The sequence below is a fragment of the Fusibacter ferrireducens genome (assembly GCF_015352425.1).
Lineage (GTDB): Bacteria > Bacillota > Clostridia > Peptostreptococcales > Acidaminobacteraceae > Fusibacter_A > Fusibacter_A ferrireducens.
Window position 1 is genome coordinate 294,751 of sequence record NZ_JADKNH010000006.1, and the last position, 15,634, is coordinate 310,384.

The following is a 15,634-nucleotide window of genomic DNA, read 5'->3' on the forward strand; positions in this document are numbered from 1 at the left end:
GTTTAATATGCTGACATTCAAATTTGCTACTCTAAATGTTGCTTGAATCTAACAGATGCCAAAGTCAGTAAAATCAATGAAAACCCGAGCAAGAAAAGCGCCTGCTGATATATAATTTCAAGACCTACGCCTTTTACGATAATCCCTCGTAAAATTTCCAGAAAATAAGTCAAAGGGATCAAGTATCCTGCGTAAAAAATAGGCAACGGCATTGCCTCTCTAGGAAAGACAAACCCACTGAGCAGTACACTTGGCAATATAATAAGCAATGTCATTTGCATGGCTTGAAGCTGATTTTTAGAGATTGTTGATATCATCATACCTATGGCTAAGGAACAGAAAATAAAAGCATTTCCCAAAATCATTAATAGCATAAAACTACCCATCAAAGGTATTTTAAAGTAAAGAATCCCTATGCCAAGCGTAATGAGAAAGTCTATATTGCCAACGACAATATAGGGAATCATCTTGCCTAAAATGAGTTCGTGTGCTCTAATAGGGGATACCATCAGCTGTTCTATCGTTCCCTTTTCTCTTTCTCTAACCAAAGAAAATGAAGTCAACATCACTGTGATATTCTGCATGATCAATCCAATAAGTCCAGGAATCGTAAAGATCGTACTCTTCATAGAGGGGTTATACCACACATTCGTTGAGAGATAAATACCTTGTTCCATACGCTGTTTCATTGTAAAGGCCTTACTGAGTAAGTTAGCACTTTGAAGCGCGGTTCTCGCAACTGTGGGATCTGAACCATCCACAATTAATTCCACCTCACAATTGCCTGTGGCAGTCAAATTTTTTGAAAAACCCGTGGGAATAATTAAAGCCGTTTTAATACGCCCTTTTTCAACTAAGCGCTGTAACTCAGAGGTATCACTTACATCCGTATAGAGTTGAAAATAGTCGCTGGTGATAAAAGATCTGACAAATTCTCTACTTTCAAAAGTTTGATCACCATCTAAAACGCCAATATATATTTGATCCACCTCAGTGTTAACCGCATATCCAAAAATGAGCATAAAGAATAGGGGCATCATGATAAGCATTGCCACACTGGCTGGATCGCGCCTGATGTGAATGAATTCTTTTATGATAATATGCTTAAATCGATTCATCTTTTGCCTCCTTTTCCTTGATAAATCTCAAGTTGTCAAAAGAATGCTTTATGCTTGTATGCGTTACCTCTTCAACCAATTCTATAAAAACATCTTCAAGATTATTCGCATTATGAGTTTTAATAAGCGCTTTTGGAACACCTTCAATTAATTTTCGACCACTGAAGATAAACCCGACTCGATCACAACTTTGAGCTTCATCCATGTAATGTGTTGTGACCAATATGGTGATTCCCTGCCTAGATAATTCAAAGAGCATCTCCCAAAACAATCTTCTGGATACTGGGTCGACGCCTGCTGTGGGTTCATCTAAAATGAGTAACTTGGGCTTATGAATAATAGCGCATCCAAGTGCCAATCGTTGTTTCCATCCCCCAGACAAATGTCCTGTAAGTTGATGTTCTCTGCCATTAAGGCCTGCCATTTCAACAATTTGAACAATTCTTTCCTTGATCTCATTTTTGCTCAATCCATAGATATTAGCAAAAAAGGTGATATTCTCTATAACGGTTAAATCCTCATACAAGCTAAATTTTTGTGACATATAACCTATACCATTTTTTATGAGATTGCTGTGCTTGTAAACATCATAGCCCAGAACACGCCCTGTCCCGCCACTGGGTTTAATAACACCGCATATCATCTTAATTGTCGTTGATTTGCCCGCACCATTCGGTCCCAGCAATCCATAGATTTCGCCTTTCTCTATACTCAACGATACTTCCTTAACTGCTTTCAAATCACCATAGTCTTTTTGAATTTTGTCCAAAATAATAATGGGTTCATTCATTCTATTACACCTGCCTCAAGTTCAACATCTACCATCATGCCGCTATGAAGTTCAGCACGTTCTTCGAGATTCGCTTTCACTTTAAAAACAAGGCTTTGTCGGTCTGCTTTTGTCGAAATATTTTTAGGCGTAAACTGTGCATAATTTGATATTTCAGTAATTTGGGCCCCAACGGTCTCACCAGAACCATCCAGTGTGAGTTTAATCTGCTCACCGAGCTCAATTCTAGAAAAATCCGCTTCTGACACGTAAAATTGCACATAAAGGCTATCTTCCTCGAGCAAATCCGCTAAAACAGTACCTGTGGATAAGATTTCATTTTCATTAAAGTACATATGTCGTACAATACCATTGGATGGTGCAAGTATACGCGTTTCTTCTATTTTTTTCTCTATGCTTTGAAGTGAAATTTCAGAGAGCTTTAAATCAGATTTGGCAATTTCTATTGTGTGCAAGTTCGTCCCTGCCAGCAAATCATCATAAGTCAGATTGACCTTCTCATACTCTTTCTTTAAAATATTTAGATCTGTCAGAGCACGTTGATATGACAAATTAAGCTGATCCACTTGATCTGTACTGATAGCGTTGTTTTCCAGCAACTTTTTAGCATCTTCCAGCGCCTCTTGCTTTATTTTTAAATCATCTGTAGCCAGTCCAATTTTTAATTTGAGACTCTCTTGCTGTATCATAAGTTGTTCGAATTCATTTGCATCTGCCCCTTCTATTAAAAGATCCAGCTTATTTTGCTTCATGGCAATTTCAGATACAATTTTATCCCTTTGAAATACCAACTCACTGTCATCGACAACTGCAATTAGGTCTCCTTTGGCAACAGTTTGGCCTTCTTTTACCTCAATTTCCATGATTTTTCCACTTGTCTGTGACATTGCCTTCGTGATATTGCGCTCTATAAACCCTGTGTATATAGGTTCCAAATCTGATTCGCCTGTACTGGTGTAAAACCATACACTGCCCAAAATAACAACTACCATCCCTATAAAAATTCGCTTCTTCATGATAGACTCCTTTTCTACTCTATATTTATGAGTTGAGCATTATACCCTTCATCAAAATCCTTTTGACTTGCAACATTTCTCTTTTGATTTCAACTTCATCAAAGGGTTGATTCATAATGACTCTTTTGAGAACACTACTAAATAAGCCTGATGCTATCATTCTTAAAATAATTTCATCATCAAGCTCGGGATCAATGAGTCCAAGGTCTCTTTGAACTTTCATAAATACTCTAAAATCCTTAAAAATAGGATTTACAACTTGATCTAATACAAGGTCTCTCAAATCCGTGTGATACTGCACCTCAGTCAACATAACTTTCAACAAGGCATGATTTTTTAAAATGAGCTGAATTCGATCTTCTATGATCATGTCAAATACTTCATCCAGTGATTTATCTGCGCTACTTGTTAAAATTCTCTGTATGGGTTTGTAGGCAAGTTCTCTTCCTAAAACTTCAATTGCCTTATTGACAATAGCTGTTAAAAGGCCCTTCTTCGTTTTATAATATTTAAAAATAATGGCTTCACTTATATCGGCCAAAATTGCAATTTCACTTGTCTTCGTTGCATTATAGCCTTTTTCAGAAATAATTTGCACTGCAGCATTTAATATTTGTTTCTCCGTTTCTTCACGTTTACCCATTTAAAACCTCCCTCTTTACAAAAGTGAGTAAGTACTTACTTTCTTACTAATTATACACCTTTCTCCCCGGGAGTCAATAAAAAAAAAAGCGACAATTCAAACGCATCCTATCAATGATAAGTTAAAAAAGCATTATGACGCAAATCTCTTACTTGCCTTAAAGCTTAATTTATCTTATAACAGAATGTTTTTAAATTGCCGCGCTTAAACGCTATTGACTTATACTTGTTCCCTTTAAACAACATGTTTTTTATTTTAATGTGATTTTGCAAACAACATCGCCTTTTTTCAAAATACCATAATGAACCTTAATCGTCTTAATGGACTGCATTTCTGTAAAAACAACAGGTGTAATCGTTTCTTTATTCAACGCTGTTATTATGTCACTATTAAAATTTAAAAGTGCTTGCCCTGTTTTTATAGTACATGGCGGTTCTAATAATCTTTCAAACCCTTCACCTTTTAGCTCAACTGTATCGATACCCACATGAATGATCATTTCAACCCCTTCTTTAGATTGAATTCCAATGGCATGATTTGTTGGAAATATTTGAATCAATTCTCCATCACAAGGGCTACAAATTGTATTAATACCTGCCTTTGGCAAAATTGCAAAACCATCTCCAAGCATTTTTTGAGAAAATACGTGATCGGGGACCGTCTTTAAATCGACCACCTCACCTTCAAATGGCATCTCAATACGAACCGATTTTGAATTTTTTAAAAAATTAAACATCTGACACCGCCTTCTTTGTGCTCAATACATATTTATTGTTGTCCTATCATATCATGAAATCCTTCAAAGAGACTATCTCTTTGAAGGATTTATTTTACATAGGCTACCCTAAAATTTGTTTCATTTCTTCCGCAATAAGTTCTGCTTTTGTACCTACTATAACTTGAATATTTGTATTACTTGGTTTTATTGAACCTGATGCACCCAGCTTTTTAAGCGCTTCTTCATCTACTTTGTCATTCGTTTTGAGCGTCATTCTGAGACGTGTTATACAAGCATCCACTTCTATAATATTTTCTTTTCCCCCCAATGCATTGACATAACCAAATGCGACATTGGAAATACCCAGTTCTTCAATGAGCTCATCATTGCCACTTTCATTTTCACCCCTACCAGGCGTTTGCAAGTCAAGCTTCTTAATGACAAATACGAACACCACATAGTAAATTGCGCCAAATATCAATCCTACTGGAATCAATAAAAACGCCTTTGTTGCCAATCCAAAGTTTAAGAAATAATCGATCGCACCCGCTGAAAATCCAAAACCATGTAAAATGCCAAGGCTTGAAACAACTGCCAAGGAAATACCTGTTAAGACAGCATGCACAAAATATAAGACTGGTGCAAGGAACATAAACATAAATTCGATTGGTTCAGTAATCCCAGTCAAAAAGGAAGTAAATGCAACTGAAAATAGCATGCCACCAACTGCTGCTCTGTTTTCTTTCTTTGCAGTCGTATACATAGCAAGTGCCACTGCAGGAAGACCAAACATCATTACTGGGTAGAAACCTGCCATAAATGTACCTGCAGTTGGATCGCCAGCAAAAAATCTGCTCAAATCACCCGTTGCACCGCCGTATTCACCAAATATAAACCATAAGAATGAGTTGAGCACATGATGTAATCCGACTGGAATCAACAATCTGTTGAGGAATCCGAATACGCCTGCACCAAGCGCACCTGCACTTATAATCCAAGTGCCAAGCGAATCAATACCCAACTGAATTGGCGGCCAAATGTAACCGAATAAAACCCCAAGCACCAAAGCGCAAAGAGATGTGACAATTGGAACAAATCGCTTACCGCCAAAGAATCCCAACCAATCTGGCAATTTAATATCATGGAATTTGTTATAGAGTACACCTGCCATAATACCTGCGATCATACCCGCTAAAACCCCCATGTTAATTTTAGGATTTATTGCAGTTGTAACGTCTTTAATGACAAGATATCCAATTGCACCAGCAAGTCCTGCGGCCCCTTGATTACTTTTAGCAAGTCCAAATCCAACCCCAATTGCAAATAAAAGTGCTAAATTGTTAAAAAGTGCGCCACCAGCCGCTGAGATAATCGGAATATTAAAGACATCTGGCTGACCAAGTCTCAGTAAGAGTGCTGCAACGGGTAATGCTGCAACTGGTGTCATCAATGCTTTTCCGACTCTTTGAACGTTTCCAAAACCTTTGTTCATGAAAAATTCCTCCCTTTCAAAAAATAAGATAAATGCCATATATATCACAACCTTTTCACATATGTGCCAAGGTCATAATAATCCATAATATAATCCCTGTCATATACTATCCAATAAAAAAGGCATGAGACAAAAAGCAATGCTCTCATTGCTCTTTGACTCATGCCTGAATAAACAGTAACACGTCAGCTTCTTCTTATGCGATCAATGTGAAGGGTCATATAGACCATCTCATTTTTGGAGACTTTCTTATTTAAAGATTTTTCAATATATTCAACCATTTTCTCTGAAACGGCAAATGCTTCTGGAAATTGTATCTTCACCGTATCCCCCAAGGGATTCTCTATGGCTTCACCCTTTTCAATTCGATCAAGGCAATACCATAAATGGCTCACCAGCCGATCATAAATCAAAGTACCCATTTGCATTTTTTTTGCCAGCTTCTTTTCAATGATTTCAATTAAAGATTTGATAATCCGCGTATTCTTAACAGTATCTTTCACGTCCTTTTTATGTCTTGCTGCATGTATATGAAGTGCAATAAAGCCCACTTCACTCTCTGGAATTTCAATTTGAACCGAATGACTAATCATCTGCTGCGCTTTTAATCCCATCTTATACTCCTCTGAATACAGCATTTTTATTTCATAGAGAAAGGGATTGCTAATGTCTAGTCCATTTTTAATGCGCTCAAGCGCAAAACTTATATGGTCCGATAGAACTAAAAATAACTTTTGACTTATTTGTCCAAATTCTTTTTCAGCTTCAGACACAATTTCAGCACAAACACCTAACACAGCACTGTCAATTCCTTTGAGTAAGCTCAAATAGTGTTCTTTATACTTTTCGTCATAGGTTCTAAAGGTTCTATCAATCTCATGATCTTCTAGGAAAATCGTTTGTCCAGCTTTTCGATTAAAACCAAGTCCTTTTCCAATTAAGATGACTTCTTGATCAGAATCATGTTCATTCGCCAATATTACATTATGATTCATGGGTTTTATAATCCTATACTCCACAAGCTCCCCCTAAAACACCCAAATACAAAAACAAAAAAGCACGAACGCTAATGAATACTCTCATTAAGGTTCATGCCTGATTTAACAGTAACATACCATTTCTAATGTTTGATTTAAAAAAATAATATCACCATCAAGAACTTGTGTCAACGCTTTTTTTGATCACAAGCCCCAATGATTTTGAGTTTCACGGTCTTCTTCTGCTTCTACAAAGAACACAATCGTCTCTTTTTCAAAATCAAATGCACGCCCTATGATAATATAAAGTTTGCCTTCTACCAACAAATGATCTTCTTCCATCACCTGATACGGGTCCAACTTAAACTGATCTCTATTTAAAATTTTTAGAACCTCTTTAGCCACAATTTTTACAATCATAAAACCTCCATTAATGCCGTCACATATCCTTTAGAAAAGTATATACCCTCAATTAAATATTTACAACACATCTATTGCGATTTATACAAACATTTCAACCGCCATTTTGGCAACCAGTGTAAAAGATACGATGACAAAGATGGGTTTGATAAATTTAGAGCCCTTGGTCACCGCTAAATGCGTGCCTACTCTGGCCCCTATCATCATGGAAATTGCCATGGGCACTGCATAGTATAACACCACTTTCCCATTGATTAAAAACAAAAATAACGCGGATAAATTACTTGCTAAATTAAGTACTTTTCCATTAGCAGCTGCCTTTTTAAAATCAAAACCAAAGAGTTTTATTAGCGAAAATATTAAAAAGGAACCTGTACCCGGACCAAAAAAACCATCATAAAAGCCAATTAAAATGGCTACCAATCTTCCTTTCATGTAGGTTAATCCCGAGGGCTCTTTATAATGATCTACAAGGCCTAAATTTTTATTAACAAGTGTATAGATGCCAATAATAGCAACCAGAAAAATAATCATCGCCTTCAAGAAATCTGGATTAAGACCCAAGACAACATTGACGCCTATAGCGGATCCAATCAGTGAAAAAGGCACTAATCTTATAAGCATTTTTTTGTTGAGATTTCCCGACTTAAAATAATGATAAGCACTGCTGATTGCGCCTGTACTGGATGCAAATTTGTTAGTGCCAAGTGCTAGATGTGTTGGAATTCCTGTAGCAAGCAATGCTGGAACACTTATGAGCCCACCACCTCCTACCATTGAATCCACAAGTGCTGCAAAAAAACCAGCTAAACAAATAATAAATAACGTCACAATATCCTCCCATGTAATATCCGTTAATCTCTAAGTCAATACCTTTAAAGCAAAATCTTTTTAACGGATTTCATATTGTCTATTTTCATGTATTCAAACCATTCAGTCAGATCTAACATAAATGTTTTGTGGTGCTCAATAGCTTTGGAAAAGACTTGAAAATAATCTAATATGAGTTCATCTGTCAATCCTTTATGGGCTATTGCAATACCTAAAAGCTGTCGTTTCATCATTTGATATCTACACAGCATCAAAAGGTAGGCATGGAATATCCACTCTGCCTCAGTAAAGGGAAAGAGTGATTTAAACATGTGATTCACAAAATAATTTTCAAATATATAACCTCTATTTTCAAAATATGAGTCATAGTATTGATGCTTTAAAGCTCTCAAATTTAAGTCTCTATCCTTTAACACTTTTTCGGATTCTTTATAATGATGTAAAAATCGTTCAGAAACAATCGTCGATTTTGGGTCCAATATATCTAAAATTTGTTTTGATCGTTTAATCATATTGTTGCTAAGCGCATCCAAGTCATATTTTGAAACATTTTTTTTCCGACATTGATTCATCAGATTTGTAATCTCATCTTTGTTGCGTGCTTGAGTTAAACCATATACAAACTGTCCAATAATTTCAAAGCGCTCTTCTAAACTGAAAGCACCATCCTGCATGATATCCAAACAAATCCATCTAATTTTTTGAAGTTGTTCTGCAGGTTTACCCTTAAATGCCTTCAACTTTGTATTCACATCGTAACTGATCATCACTTGGCGTTTATCCGCCCATTCAGCAGTTTCAAATTGAACGCCCTTAGAGTTAAACAAAACACTCTTTGCGATTTCTGGGCATGATATGGAGGCTGAAACTTCTAATCTATTATTGATTCGATTGTATATCCTAGGGTACTGGGCGCAAACATTTGACAAGTATGCCTCTCCATATTTGCTTTGAATTTTACAAAGCTTTGTATCGTCTAAAAAAGGGCATCTTTTATTCTCCATTAAGGAAACAACTGCAAAATTCACAGTGCAGTCATGCTCCGCCATATTGACGTGTATAAAATCCTTAATGAGCGTTTCTAAAGGATTCCCCTTTATTTTTTGATATTTTTCAAAAGTCTGCTCATCGATATCAACATCCCAACCAATGCAACAGTTGTCCACACAAGGAGAGCCGATACACTTAAAAGCTTCCATATAATCGGGTCTTAAAATTTTCATCAGTTTCCCCCCCTATTCGCTCTGACTTTTTCTAAGCAAGCAGAGGGAATCCAACCATATTCATGATTATATTTTATGAACGCATAATTGCCATAGTTGCCAATAAATCGAACGCAATCCCCTGCTTCAAGGTAATGCAACTTAAATATATAGTCCTCTGTACAGTACGTTTTGTCTTCTATTTTTTGTATGAACTCATTTTTGACAAAACCAATCTCACCTGTGGATTTTTTTAAACAGAGAGAAAATTCAGGTAAAGCTTCAATGACTTCTATTGCATTGTCATTCCACATAATCTTAAAGGGCTTACCCGCCATTAAGTGAGGCTCAATACTTGTTAGGCTACACTGCTTGACTCTGATCTCCTCAAGATCATCTGAAAAAAATGTCTTGTATTCATAAGCATCTCCTCTTTTCTCAATGACAAGAGCATTGACTTGACCATGCCACTTTACACTATAACCACCGTCAATATTTAAAATTTGTTTTTCAAAATCAAGAATTGGGTTTGCAAGTAAACGTTGATCTAAATAATTCAATACTGGCCAATGTCCCACCACAACAATTTTATCTAAACGATGCTCCGATTCATAAAAAGCAGGATATGATAAAAGTGTTTTTTTGTCTATACTACTTTCCGATTCTATACCTGCATGAACAAAGATAAAAGGCGGTGCGCATAATCCCCAAGGCAAAGCTTCTAAAAAATCCAGCTCACTGGCATAGTGTTCTTGAAGTACGCTTTGGACCTCATTTGGATCAAAAGATTCAGTTCTGATATCAATGCAACAAGCTTTATCATATAAATCACTGATAAGTGACGGATAATTAACCTTATCTAGATAAGTTTGTATCATACTTTGTCTTTCAGGATTTGTAATCATCTGATGCACAAAAGATTCACAATTTCCAGAAAGGATAAATGTATTGGGTCTTCTTTGAAGTAACATAGCACGGTAAAGCATTTCTATATTTTGCGGTCCTTTTTCTATAAAATCGCCCAAGATAATGAGCAAATCTTCGTCCTGTAATTTTATCTGGTCCAGTAGTGCATCAAGATGCACTAGGCCACCATGAATATCGCTGATTACAATAATTCTCTCACACTCACCCAATGTTATATTTATTAGTCTTTCACTCATATTTGCCTCACACTTTAGTTAATCCAAGTTGATTATAGCACAATTGTACTGGGTATAATACAACATCATATAAATTCAAGGAGGTTTTTATGTCACTACATTGGCGCGATGAATTCTCAATAGATCATTCAGAAATTGACAATCAACATAAGATCTTATTTAAGCTGCTCAATAATTTAGAAGAGTCTACTTATTCCACAGATTTTGAAGATATTATTCCCAGCACATTAGAAGAACTAAAAAATTATGTTGAAATACATTTTGAAACAGAAGAAAAATACATGGCCGAAAAGGAATATCCAGGGCTTCAAGAACATCATCAAATTCATGAAGATTTGAAAAAACGTGTTTACGAAGAAATCAAGTTAAACCACGATGAAGGTTATAGCACCATAAAAGTCATGCACCTCTACAATTTTTTAAAGAAATGGATTGAAGAACACATCCTGATTGAAGACCATAAATTTTAGTAAATGCCAGTGTGATTATAGTGATTTTAAAATGAACTCTTCAAGGGTACAATTCTATTTATTTTATAAAATTTGTATCCTTCTTTTTGTGTTACTTCATCTATCGTAAAATAGCCATGTCTCATGAACTGAAATTTATCTTCTGATTCGGCGCTTTCCAAAGCTTTCTCCACTAAACAATTGTTCAAAATAATATGAGAATTCGGGTTGATTTTCTCATGCCACGAAAGCGATTTGTCCCGTGCAATCTCATCATCTTCAAATAATCTGTCAAACAAGTGAATTTCCGCTTTTATATTTTCGGTTGCATGTACCCAGTGTATTGTCCCTTTTACTTTGCGTCCACTGAAGCCACTACCACTTTTTGTCTCTACATCATATGTGCAGAGCAGCTCCACAGGATTTCCCGCCTCATCCACACGTACATCATTGCACTTTATAAAATAAGCCCCTTTAAGTCGCACTTCACCTCCAAGTGTCAGTCTTTTAAAGCCTTTTATAGGCGATAGCATAAAATCATCTCCTTCGATGAATAAATGCTTTCCAAAAGGCACTTGACGCATTCCAAGAATCTCATTTGAGGCGTTGTTATCTATTGCCAACCATTCCAACTTATCATCGGGATAATTTGTAATCGTCACCTTGATTGGATTTAAAACACACATCAAACTTGGCACTCTTTCTTTTAAATCTTTTCTAAGACAATGATCCAACATTGAAATATCCACTGTACTTTGGTCTTTTGAAACGCCTAAACTGTGTATAAAGTCACTAATGGCTTCCTTGGTATACCCTCTTCGTCTCAATCCTTTAATCGTTGGCATTCTAGGATCATCCCATCCACTGACGTATTTGCCATAGACCAACTCTTTTAGATATCGTTTACTGGTGACTACGCCAGTCATATTCATACGACCAAACTCTCGTTGTCTAGGAGGTTCTGCAATTTCGAGCGTTTCAAGTACCCACTCGTAGAGGGGTCTGTGATTTCTAAATTCAATTGAGCAAAGAGAATGCGTCACACCTTCATAGGCATCTTGCAAGGGATGTGCGTAGTCATACATGGGATAAATGCACCATTTGTCACCTGTTCTATAATGTGATTCATGAAGAATTCGATAAATCACTGGATCTCTCATGTTTATATTTGGAGAAGCCATATCTATCTTTGCTCTTAAAGTTTTACTGCCATCTGGATAAACACCTGCTTTCATTTCTTCCAATAATTTTAGATTCTCTTCAATTGTTCTTTCCCTATAGGGGCTGTTCGTACCTGCTTCTATAAGTGTGCCTCTCATATCTCTGAGCTCATCTTGAGATAAATCACATACATAGGCCTTTCCAAGTTTTATTAATTTTACAGCGCAATCATAGAAAAAATCGGAATAATCTGAACCGAAGAAAATTCGCTCTTCATCAATCCATCCCATCCATTTCATATCCTCTATAATGGCATTTACGAACTCCATGTCTTCTTTAAGTGGATTGGTATCATCAAATCTCAAGTTAAATTTACCGCCAAACTTATGAGCTGCAAAATAGCTGAAATGGATGGCATATAAACTGCCAATATGAAGATATCCATTGGGTTCAGGTGGAAATCTCGTGCATATTGGTCTCGTGTACTCACCATTTAGAATATCTTCTGCCATCATCTTGTGAATATAATTATCGTTCATCCTATACCTCCTAAAATATAAAATCAAAAAATAAAAAAACATCCATTCCCGAGTCTTTAAACTCGAGGACGAATGTTATATCGCGTTGCCACCTCTATTCGTTGATCCCTCACAGAATCAACCTCATCAAGTACGCCAAATGGGGATACTCTAGCTCTATAACAGGAGCACCTGTCGTAACATCACAGAACAATGTCGCATAAATAACGCTAACCTTTTATTGTTCAGATCCATACGCAGCTCAGAGGCTTGTTTCTTTAATCTCGTCAATATTCACTTTCAGCATACGTGAACTCTCTTGGATTGCCTTGATTACTTACTCTTCTCTTCGTAGCTTTTAAATTGCTTATTTTTTTAACTGCTCATTCTAATTTTACTTAGAATAGCATATGATGATTTGAACGTCAACTGCCACTTGTAAATATTAAAAAAATATCATTTATTTTAAATCCGCATTTCTAAAACGCATCAAATACAAGTGATTGCCTTTGCCAAATTTCATGATGTTCCATTAGCAGTCATGACTTTAAATTGTGCTCTTTTGGGACTTAAAGGCTCTTTTCTGTTCGTACATAGCTTGATCCACTCTATGGAAAAAAGTACTAAAATCCATGTTGGTTTCCAGATCTGAATATGAAAAAACATCGTGTCCAACAGCTATACTTAAATTATAGCGTTGTCGATCTTCAACTTTTTCAAGTAAATTGTTGAGTTGAGCTGTGGCAGATTTATATTTTTCTAGATCTATATCCTTCAGTAGACATGCAAACTCATCTCCCCCTAATCGATAGCACTTTCCCAATCCCGAAAAAGCGGTTTGAATCGAATCATATGTCCACTTGATAATGAGATCACCTTCACTGTGTCCAAATGTGTCGTTAATATTCTTGAGGTTGTTGATATCTAAAAGGACTACCCTGAATATATTTCCAGAAACTCTGCCCAACAATTCATCTAAATCGCGCTCAAATGCAGCACGATTATTGCCTCCGGTTAGAATATCCCTGTAGGCCATCTTCTCTAGCAATTTAGATTCATTTTTTAACACCAATAAATTATTAAAGTATTTGATGCTCTCCATGAATTGAAAAAACATAAAGACGCCGAAACCCAATTTGCTATACAGAATTAATAAGTCAAATTTTTTACTAAAAAAAACGCTGATTTCTAAAAAGCCTGTCACAATTAATACACTTAGATGCATAAGATACATACTTGCTTTTTTATTTTTCAAAACAAAACTCTCGTAGATCATCAAACTGAGAACCCATGAAATTAAGCATCCAATTGCGAGGAGAGTGATAGGTGTTGTCGAAATAAAAGGACCGATTCCAGTCATTTGAAATAAAATAGCCAAAAAAAACATTTTATAGAATATACTGACAATGATCTTGATGGTTTTTTCATGTTTAGATAAGACGACAATACCTAAGTATTTAGTAAGCGCAATTGTGAAAAGCGGTAACATCAAATAGCTTATGCCTCCAAGAATAAATCTATTCCCAGTTATCAGCTGTAACACTCGCATTTCAGAAATCATCCATATGCTAGATGAAATTGAAAACAACCCCAAATAGAACAATCGATGATCACCTATTCGGCTTAAAACAATAGATGCAATAACTGCCAATACCCCTGTAATCAACATTGTAATGGCAACAATCAACCCAGTTATATTTCTATTTACAACATCATAAATCAGAGCTTCTTTTTTACCATAAAAAAGTGGATTAAGCAAACCTGAAAAAGTATCTATTCTTGTTCTAAATTCAATACTCAATTCTCTACCAGCCATGTTGTCCGGCAGTTCTACAAAATGCCACATGCTAACCTCAGGAAATACCAATCTTCCCTCATTTATACGATTACTTTGATAGATTACTTTATGGTCAGCAACTACAGTAACATCTTGCATAGATGCACGTATTCTAAGAGACATGCCCTCTGGGAATGCCTCATCCAAAATTTTTTTCACTTTAAATACTGCATCATTGTCAACGTCTTTAATCGTATAGGGCAAATTAACATGTTCTATTTTCTGCTTATCCGTCAAAACTTGCCAGTCCATATTTAAATCATACACCGGGCCCTTGGCAATCGATAAATCCTTCTCTGGAGAAAGACTTGCGATGAAAATAATGAAGGTAAAAGTCAATAAAAAAGTAATATATGGTTTTGCTTTTTTTAATTTTTGTACGCTTTCTAAAAACGCTTTCCTAGATTCCACAATGACTCCTGATTTATTTAATCTTAGATGTATGATTTATTGTTTGATGCCTCTGTAACAGTTTGATACACCACTAACATACTCCTGTATCCGTTTTCTAAGTTCAAACTGCTTTCCTATAAGCGATTACCCCATTTTGAACTTTACGTTAGGACGGACTTGCTATCCCACCATAAAAAACATCACTTATTACAAAATGATGTTCTTTAATTGAGTAACCACTTTGATTTAATGCAGATTCAAAGTCTCTATTGAGGTGACATCCATTTGCAATTGTTTTCCAAGCCGGAGTCAAAAAGTTCATAACAGGTGCTTTAATAGGTGACTTAGACAATACATGCTCAATAAAAATAAACGTTCCACTTGGTTTTAAAACGCGCTTTATTTCTGATAATCCTTTGAGAACATCTGGTACCGAACAAAAAATAAGCGTTGAAACCACCGTATCGAAAGTATTATCTTCAAAAGGCAAATTTTCAACATTCAGTTGCATCACTTTCACATTTCCGTCTGGCACCTTTTCCAATAGAAGATCTAATTTTTCCCGGATCTTAGACTCGATTTTTTCAGTTTCATCAAGATCGGATGCAATCAAATGAGACACTTTGTAAACATCATAGTACAAGAGATTGGCGCCACTGCCAACACCAAGTTCTAGGCAGTTTCCACTTGCCTTTGAAATCAATTGCATTCTCATTTCTTTTAATCCACTGTTTTCAAATGGGGCCATAAATAAATCATATATATTCACATGCTCATCCTTTCTTTGACAACTTTCTTTGACAACTTTCTCTGTCAACTCTCATAAGAATATCCGATTCCATTAATCCTATAGAATAACGCCAAGATAAAAATGGATCAAGAAATGGCAGAATAAGCCCACTATTC

15 protein-coding genes are annotated in these 15,634 nt (G+C 36.0%); 1 reads left to right on the forward strand and 14 read right to left on the reverse strand.

What is annotated here, in order from left to right; genetic code table 11:
• Window positions 1-26: 26 nt before the first annotated feature.
• The 11 genes from ISU02_RS11730 to ISU02_RS11780 all read right to left on the reverse strand — a co-directional run bounded on the left by ISU02_RS11730 (window position 27) and on the right by ISU02_RS11780 (window position 10,370).
• Window positions 27-1,118 (reverse strand): ABC transporter permease, encoded by a 1,092-nt coding sequence (locus ISU02_RS11730; RefSeq protein WP_194702032.1) that lies wholly within the window; start codon window positions 1,116-1,118, stop codon window positions 27-29.
• Window positions 1,105-1,908, reverse strand: coding sequence for an ABC transporter ATP-binding protein (locus ISU02_RS11735; RefSeq protein WP_194702033.1), 804 nt, complete (start codon window positions 1,906-1,908; stop codon window positions 1,105-1,107). The genes ISU02_RS11730 and ISU02_RS11735 overlap by 14 nt, the downstream gene beginning before the upstream one ends.
• Window positions 1,905-2,924, reverse strand: coding sequence for an HlyD family secretion protein (locus tag ISU02_RS11740; RefSeq protein ID WP_194702034.1), 1,020 nt, complete (start codon window positions 2,922-2,924; stop codon window positions 1,905-1,907). Before ISU02_RS11740 ends, ISU02_RS11735 begins: the two co-directional genes overlap by 4 nt.
• Before the next feature lie 25 nt (window positions 2,925-2,949).
• A complete protein-coding gene (locus ISU02_RS11745; protein WP_194702035.1) occupies window positions 2,950-3,567 on the reverse strand; it encodes a TetR/AcrR family transcriptional regulator in 618 nt (205 codons plus the stop codon).
• 250 nt (window positions 3,568-3,817) lie between these two features.
• Entirely contained in the window at window positions 3,818-4,303 is a 486-nt protein-coding gene (locus ISU02_RS11750) for a PTS sugar transporter subunit IIA (protein WP_194702036.1), read from the reverse strand.
• Window positions 4,304-4,406: 103 nt separating this feature from the next.
• The gene (gene nagE, locus ISU02_RS11755; protein WP_194702037.1) at window positions 4,407-5,777 is read right to left on the reverse strand and encodes an N-acetylglucosamine-specific PTS transporter subunit IIBC; all 1,371 of its coding nucleotides are present in this window, start codon (window positions 5,775-5,777) and stop codon (window positions 4,407-4,409) included.
• Between the two features lie 185 nt (window positions 5,778-5,962).
• Window positions 5,963-6,796 carry a PRD domain-containing protein gene (locus tag ISU02_RS11760; RefSeq protein WP_207736277.1) on the reverse strand — a complete coding sequence of 278 codons (834 nt, stop codon included), beginning with the start codon at window positions 6,794-6,796 and terminating at the stop codon, window positions 5,963-5,965.
• Between the two features lie 162 nt (window positions 6,797-6,958).
• Window positions 6,959-7,174 carry a hypothetical protein gene (locus ISU02_RS11765; RefSeq protein WP_194702039.1) on the reverse strand — a complete coding sequence of 72 codons (216 nt, stop codon included), beginning with the start codon at window positions 7,172-7,174 and terminating at the stop codon, window positions 6,959-6,961.
• Window positions 7,175-7,255: 81 nt separating this feature from the next.
• Window positions 7,256-8,005, reverse strand: a complete 750-nt coding sequence (locus ISU02_RS11770; protein ID WP_323985039.1) for a TSUP family transporter — start codon at window positions 8,003-8,005, stop codon at window positions 7,256-7,258.
• 44 nt (window positions 8,006-8,049) lie between these two features.
• Complete coding sequence (gene fliB / locus ISU02_RS11775; protein ID WP_194702040.1) at window positions 8,050-9,228, reverse strand: flagellin lysine-N-methylase; 1,179 nt, start codon at window positions 9,226-9,228, stop codon at window positions 8,050-8,052.
• Window positions 9,228-10,370 (reverse strand): metallophosphoesterase family protein, encoded by a 1,143-nt coding sequence (locus ISU02_RS11780; RefSeq protein WP_194702041.1) that lies wholly within the window; start codon window positions 10,368-10,370, stop codon window positions 9,228-9,230. The genes fliB and ISU02_RS11780 overlap by 1 nt, the downstream gene beginning before the upstream one ends.
• Window positions 10,371-10,459: 89 nt before the next feature.
• Between ISU02_RS11780 and ISU02_RS11785 the strand changes: the two genes are divergently transcribed.
• Entirely contained in the window at window positions 10,460-10,840 is a 381-nt protein-coding gene (locus ISU02_RS11785) for a bacteriohemerythrin (protein WP_194702042.1), read from the forward strand.
• Between the two features lie 26 nt (window positions 10,841-10,866).
• On the opposite strand, the gene ISU02_RS11790 is transcribed toward ISU02_RS11785, so the two are convergent.
• From ISU02_RS11790 to ISU02_RS11800, 3 genes are all read right to left on the reverse strand, one after another.
• Window positions 10,867-12,519 (reverse strand): glutamine--tRNA ligase/YqeY domain fusion protein, encoded by a 1,653-nt coding sequence (locus ISU02_RS11790; RefSeq protein ID WP_194702043.1) that lies wholly within the window; start codon window positions 12,517-12,519, stop codon window positions 10,867-10,869.
• 526 nt (window positions 12,520-13,045) lie between these two features.
• The gene (locus ISU02_RS24330) at window positions 13,046-14,746 is read right to left on the reverse strand and encodes a GGDEF domain-containing protein (RefSeq protein WP_194702044.1); all 1,701 of its coding nucleotides are present in this window, start codon (window positions 14,744-14,746) and stop codon (window positions 13,046-13,048) included.
• A gap of 148 nt (window positions 14,747-14,894) precedes the next feature.
• Window positions 14,895-15,497, reverse strand: coding sequence for a class I SAM-dependent methyltransferase (locus ISU02_RS11800; RefSeq protein ID WP_194702045.1), 603 nt, complete (start codon window positions 15,495-15,497; stop codon window positions 14,895-14,897).
• Between the last annotated feature and the right edge of the window lie 137 nt (window positions 15,498-15,634).